The sequence below is a fragment of the Okeania sp. SIO2F4 genome, from assembly GCF_010672385.1.
Lineage (GTDB): Bacteria > Cyanobacteriota > Cyanobacteriia > Cyanobacteriales > Microcoleaceae > Trichodesmium.
The window spans coordinates 1-5,203 of the sequence record NZ_JAAHGT010000698.1; the positions used below are offsets into that span (position 1 = coordinate 1).

The window sequence follows — 5,203 nt, forward strand, 5'->3', positions numbered from 1 at the left end:
TCAAAATATGACAAATATCCAACGTTTGGCTCTGTTTATTGAAGAAATTTTGTTTGTTAATTTTCCGAATCAAAATATATATATTTTTCTAGATGAAATTGATGTTTTGGTAAATTTACCCTTTAAAAATGAATTTTTAGCTTTTATTCGTTCTTGTTATAATCGTCGAGCTGATGATGAAAATGTTGATTATTGTCGGTTGACTTTTTGTTTTTTTGGGGTGGCGACTCCAGAGGATTTAATTAGAGATGGAGAACATACTCCTTTTAATATTGGTTATCCTATTGAATTAACTGAGTTAACTTTTGAAGATGGAAAAGTTTTAACTAAGGGATTAGTTGAAGTTGTGAAAGAGCCAGATGTTGTTTTACAAAAAGTTTTTGATTGGAGTGGAGGGCAACCTTTTTTAACTCAGAAAATTTGTCAAATTATTGTTGATTATGCCGATGATGATCAACCAGATGTTGATAAGTTGGTAGAGGAACATATTTTGACTTATTGGCAGGAGAAAGATAATCCGACTCATTTAAAATATATGCACGATTATTTGATTAATCATAGTCAATTTGCACTTCAATTACTGAGGCTATATCAAAAAATTCTTTTTCAGGGGGAAGTTAAGGCTAATAATAGTCCGGTTGAAATGGCTCTGCGGTTGTCTGGGATAGTTATTAAAAAACAGGATAAGTTAGTGATTTTTAATAAAATTTATCGGACAATTTTTAATCAAGATTGGGTGGAAGAAAAGTTGCCTGGTTTAGCAACTAATCTGGATAAACCTAAGCCCAAAAATTTGGGAATGAGTTTAATTGTTGCTGGTTGTGTAGGGGCGGGAGTTGTTAGTTTGAGAAGTTTAGGTTGGCTACAACCGTTAGAGTTAAATGAGTATGACCGCTTGATGCGATGGCGACCTTCAGAGCCACCAGATCCTAATATTTTAATTGTTGAAGCTACGGCGCAAGATATTAATAAGTATGGTCTTGGTAAGAATTTTACTGATGAAACTTTTGTAAAAGTAATAAATAAATTAGAACGTTATCAACCTGCAATTATTGGTTTAGATTTTTGGCTAGATACACCTTTTCCTTCTGTATCTGGTTATAGAAAATTGTTAGAAGTTTTGAGTAATAATCAAAAAATAGTTGCTGTTTGTAGCACGAGTGGATATAGCAAAAATCAACCTGGTACTGTACCTCCTAAAGGAGTGCCTGAAGAACGTTTAGGTTTTACTACTGTTATTGTTGATAATGCTCAAGTTGATGTTATTCGTCGCCATTTAATGTTTATGGCTAAAGAGGCAAAAGACCTTTGTCAAACAGCATATTCATTAAGTGCTAGAGTTGCTGTTAATTATTTGGAAACTAAAGGAATTAATACCTTAGAAATTCAAAAGGAATATCCTACCATAGGAAATTTTAAAATTGGTGATGTTGTTTTTCAAGGTATTGGGGAAAGAGAAGGTTTTTATCAAAAAGTTGATCTTGGTGGATTTCAAGTTTTACTTAATTATAGAAATGCTAATAAGGTGGCAAATTATATTAGTATTTCGGATGTTTTGTCTGATAATTTTGATGATGCTTTAGTGAGAGATAAAATTATTCTTATTGGTAACACAGACCCTAATGCTGGCGATAATTTTTATACTCCTTATAGTTATAGTCAACCTGTTTCTGAGAAGGAAATGCCTGGAATTGTTTTACACGCGCATCAGGTTAGTCAAATTATTAGTGCGGTTTTGGATGGTAGACCTTTAATTAGGTTTTGGAGTGGGTGGGTGGAGTGGTTGTGGATTTTTGGTTGGTGTGGTGTGGGTGGGGTATTGGGTTGGTATTGTCGTCGCGTGTTTGTTTTATTGTTGTTTATGGGAGGAAATGTTGTGGTTTTATATTGGGTGGGTTTGATGTTTTTGGGGCAGGGTTTTGTGATGCCGTTGGTGCCTTCTATTTTGGTTTTGGTGGTTGGTGGGGTTAGTGTGTTTTTGGTTGGAGGTCAGCTAAATGGCGATCGCCGTTGGAGGAGAAATAATAGCAATTGATGGTAAAACTTTGACTAATTTACTCTACAGAGAGTTAATAATATTATTTGAATAAGATAAGCTCAAATCATAAAATTACTTAAATAAGCTCAATATGAAGTTTGTCTACTGGTATGTAATTAACAAGTAGTAACTCTCCTTAAAATTAGAAGCTATTCTATATTGAGTTATGGAACAGGAGGAATCTATACTCCTAGCATCACTGTGGCGTCTAGCGCGATCGCTCTTTCTAGCTTCTCATTAGGAAAGCGATCGCCTATTAAAACTGAACTACTGGTAGAAATCACATATTAATACATGGCCACATTGAGGATATTTAATTATCTCTAGTGTGATTAGGCCAATTAATGGTCTCCTCTAGGTTAGCAAAGGCCCATCTCCCATGCTCAATTCTCCTGGAGATGCACTGTATGTCTCATTATTACTGACATTGAAATTATTTAGATCGGATTTTGCACAATTTTTTTCCATAGAGCTGTTAAGTCAATGAGGCTAGTTCTAGCCAGTTTCCAAATTTAAGTATCGATGAGGATTATGAACATAAAGGCCATTATTGGTTCTATCTTCTTAGGACTTACCTTACCGACTTTCGCTTTTGCTAATGTTCCGACTCTAAGCTCTCTGTCATCTCTAAATCAAGAACAATTCAATACATCAAAAACTATTGAAATTGCTCAAGGTTATCTAAGTCCTGAATATGTATCTTCACGATTATACAGGTCAGAATCACAAATATTAGGTATTGCCAAGGGATACTCTGATAAAGTTCGGTGGCGGAAGATTTCAGTTGAAGTTCTCAGTAATCAACGCATTAAGCTCAATCTTTATGGAAAAATTCCCAGAAAGTGGCCCCTGAAAGATCCTAATATTCGTGTCGGACTTTATTTACAACGTAACAGTCAAAGCGGTTTCAGGTTTTATTCCTATGATTGGCAGGTTTGGGGTGGAACTTGCAAAAGTCCTTGCCAAAATCAAATTAAGTCAAAGTTGAGCAAACTCCCTAACGAGTATCCTCGTTTCCAGCGGAGTCTCAATAATATAGTTTATTAGTTATAGAAAAGGGAACATCTGAAATGCAAAATGATTGCTTAAAATGGTATGAAATTTCTATCCTAGTAACAAGATCAAATCAAAAACTTGCAAGGTTCAGATATTCTTTACTGGTTAGTGCAAAATCATTAACTAATCTATTTTAGTAATTTTATTGTCAACTAAATATTTGAGGAATAAAAAAGTCAAAGATAATCTATACCTATTATCAAAAAAAGATGACCATGACAAATGAACAATTGCAAGAACTTATTACTAGGATATGTAATAATCCTAACCTTCAGAGTGCACAGCGACGAAAGGATGTTAATCGACTATTGCATGAATTGTCGCAGTTACCAGGACTCTACAAATATTCTCATCCCCTTTATCTGGAAGCTTTAGACCAAACTTTGCTGTGGGTAAGCCAAAATATCTGTAAATTTCAACCTAAACAACCAAATTTGCCACTTAGAACAAGCTTGCGGAAATGGATCAACAGTTATATCTATTGGAGAATGAGAGATTTATATGTTGAGCAAGCACAGCAAGACCACGATATGGTGAGTTTAGATGTTCCCATTAACGATGATTCGGAAAATCCTTTAAAACTGCTAGATCAACTTTCAGTTAAAGGTTTTTATATTCCTACTGGTGATGGGTTTGAGTGTTACATTGAGAAATGCCAAAGGCAAAGAATTCAGAAAATTATTGAACAACTTGAACGTTATGTGGAAGAAGATCCAGAAGGTAGACTTAAAAGTTGCCATCCTCGCCAGCATCCTAATTGTAACTGTCAGTTCCTTTGCCAAAGGTTACTTTTTCAATACCCGCCAGATAAGAAGACTAAAATCAGCAGAGAGTTAGGTATTAATTACAATAATCTCCAAGCTTTCTGGAAAAGAAAAAAATGTCAACAACTCTTGCAACAAATATTGGAAGAGTTAGGATACTCCAAAGATGAATAATAATGACACACACAGAAATGAAAAACTTAGAAATTCCTCTCGGTATTGAAGCTCATCGCTTGGCAGGTGAATTCGCAACCGAGCAAGCTACAAATGAAAAAAGTAAACAGGTTTATTTGAATACGTTAGCTGTTTATGCAGTTCACAGATATCTTAAATGGCTAGTTATTGAAACAGATTTAAGCCAAAGTGATTGCTGGAACCCAATTCTCAGAAATCGATGGAATGTTGCTGATTTAGTTATTCCTGAGATTGGCACTTTGGAATGTCGTCCTGTGTTAGTTGGAGAAACTACTTTACTTCTGCCTCCAGAAGTAATGGAAGATCGAATTGGTTATCTTGCTGTTCAGTTCAGAAATATTTGGGATCGAGTGGAGATTTTAGGATTTGCTAAAGCTCCCGTAGCAGAAGTTCTCCAAATTAGTCAGTTACTTTCCCTTGATGATTTAATTGATGCTATCTCACCAGCACCTAAAACAGAGTCTTTAGTGAATTTAGACAATTGGGTTCGGGGCATTTTTGATGAGCTTTGGTTACCTCTTGAAGCACTATTAATTCCTAAAAGATTAGCATTTAAAGGCTTTCAAACAATAAGAGGGGGACAAACCGAACGAGCTGAAAAGGAGGAAAAAATTGAACGAGCTAAAAAGATTAATTTAGGACTATTAGTAAATCGTCAACAAGTAGCTTTAGTCGTGAGTCTTTGGACAGAAACAGAGGAAGAAAAAGGAGTTCTGATTCAAGTTGTGCCCATGGGAGAATCAAAGAGTTTACCTCGTGGTTTAAAACTAAAAGTAATTCTTGAATCAGATGAGGCTGAAGTAATAGCTAGAGAAGCTGATGATTTGATTCAGTTAGAATTTTCTGAATATCCTGGAAAAGAGTTCACTGTTCAAGTTTCTTTTGATAATGAATCTGTAACTGAGAAATTCGTTGTTTAGTTTTTAAGTAGCCACAATGAAAGTCACAAGACAAATTATTTTCAACTTCAGGGAAGGGGATTTTTACCAAGGATTTCCTATTAATATTACACTGGTAACAAAAGTAGGAAATTACTTCAAGAATTTGAGGCAATTAGACACTCAAATTCCGGGTTCTTCAGAGATACCTAATAATTATCAACAATGGCAAACTGAGTATAAGAATATAATTAATTCCTCTCGCCCTAGAG

General features: G+C 35.0%; 6 protein-coding genes. All 6 read left to right on the top strand.

The features are described from left to right. Positions 1 to 2,035: CHASE2 domain-containing protein (locus F6K22_RS30720; RefSeq protein WP_293106972.1), on the top strand; the 2,035-nt coding region annotated here is incomplete at its 5' end. A 162-nt stretch (positions 2,036 to 2,197) separates the two neighbouring features. Continuing rightward, positions 2,198 to 2,329: a hypothetical protein gene (locus tag F6K22_RS30725; RefSeq protein WP_293106975.1), complete on the top strand. Its 132-nt coding sequence runs from the start codon at positions 2,198 to 2,200 to the stop codon at positions 2,327 to 2,329. 240 nt (positions 2,330 to 2,569) lie between these two features. Then, positions 2,570 to 3,085: a hypothetical protein gene (locus F6K22_RS30730; protein WP_293106977.1), complete on the top strand. Its 516-nt coding sequence runs from the start codon at positions 2,570 to 2,572 to the stop codon at positions 3,083 to 3,085. A 218-nt stretch (positions 3,086 to 3,303) separates the two neighbouring features. Further along, positions 3,304 to 4,032 carry a hypothetical protein gene (locus F6K22_RS30735; protein WP_293106980.1) on the top strand — a complete coding sequence of 243 codons (729 nt, stop codon included), beginning with the start codon at positions 3,304 to 3,306 and terminating at the stop codon, positions 4,030 to 4,032. A 2-nt stretch (positions 4,033 to 4,034) separates the two neighbouring features. Continuing rightward, positions 4,035 to 4,973, top strand: coding sequence for a DUF1822 family protein (locus F6K22_RS30740; protein WP_293106981.1), 939 nt, complete (start codon positions 4,035 to 4,037; stop codon positions 4,971 to 4,973). Positions 4,974 to 4,989: 16 nt separating this feature from the next. Further along, the coding region (locus F6K22_RS30745; protein ID WP_293106982.1) for a hypothetical protein at positions 4,990 to 5,203 on the top strand (214 nt) is incomplete at its 3' end.